2 pseudogenes are annotated in these 501 nt (G+C 43.9%); both read left to right on the top strand.

From position 1 onward, the window contains the following. Positions 1–295, top strand: a pseudogene (locus R7226_RS31610) (hypothetical protein); the annotation flags it as partial. Continuing rightward, positions 273–501, top strand: a pseudogene (locus tag R7226_RS31605) (hypothetical protein); the annotation flags it as partial. The pseudogenes R7226_RS31610 and R7226_RS31605, both read left to right, overlap by 23 nt.

The following is a 501-nucleotide window of genomic DNA, read 5'->3' as shown; positions in this document are numbered from 1 at the left end:
AGGTCAGATTAAAGGAATGAAAGATGTCGCAGGACTCATTCGTGATGCGATGCTTAGTGCCCCTACGGCTGTGAAAGCTTGTATCGCTGCATCCGATATTATTCACCATATTCTCAATCAGCGCGTCTATCCTCATTATGAAGATATTCGTCGTTTTGCTGGAGCCACAGAATCCGAAGACCGTAGAAGCTGGGGTATTAATCAGTATGTATACGGTGTATGTTTGGACCTCACTGGTGGCAAAGGTCTCTATTCCTGGGATGAGGTGAAGAATGAGATTCGTCAGGTACAGTAAGGAAGCTGGCGAACCTACTGACGGATTTAGCATAGAGTTCGCAAGAAAGGTTTATGATGGCTGTCCAATCTACCATCACTGGGATTTTCCCGAGTTCTACATTGTATACCGACAAATGATTGAAAGTGTAAGACGATTTGAGTTTGTTGCATATGCTGATGATAGTGATGTTATAGAGGCCTCAATGTGCATCTACAAGGATTGGG

Origin of the sequence: Conexibacter stalactiti (genome assembly GCF_033542075.1) — a bacterium.
Classification (GTDB): domain Bacteria; phylum Actinomycetota; class Thermoleophilia; order Solirubrobacterales; family Solirubrobacteraceae; genus Conexibacter; species Conexibacter stalactiti.
Note: the sequence above shows the minus strand (reverse complement) of the source record. Positions and strands in the feature narration are given on the sequence as shown.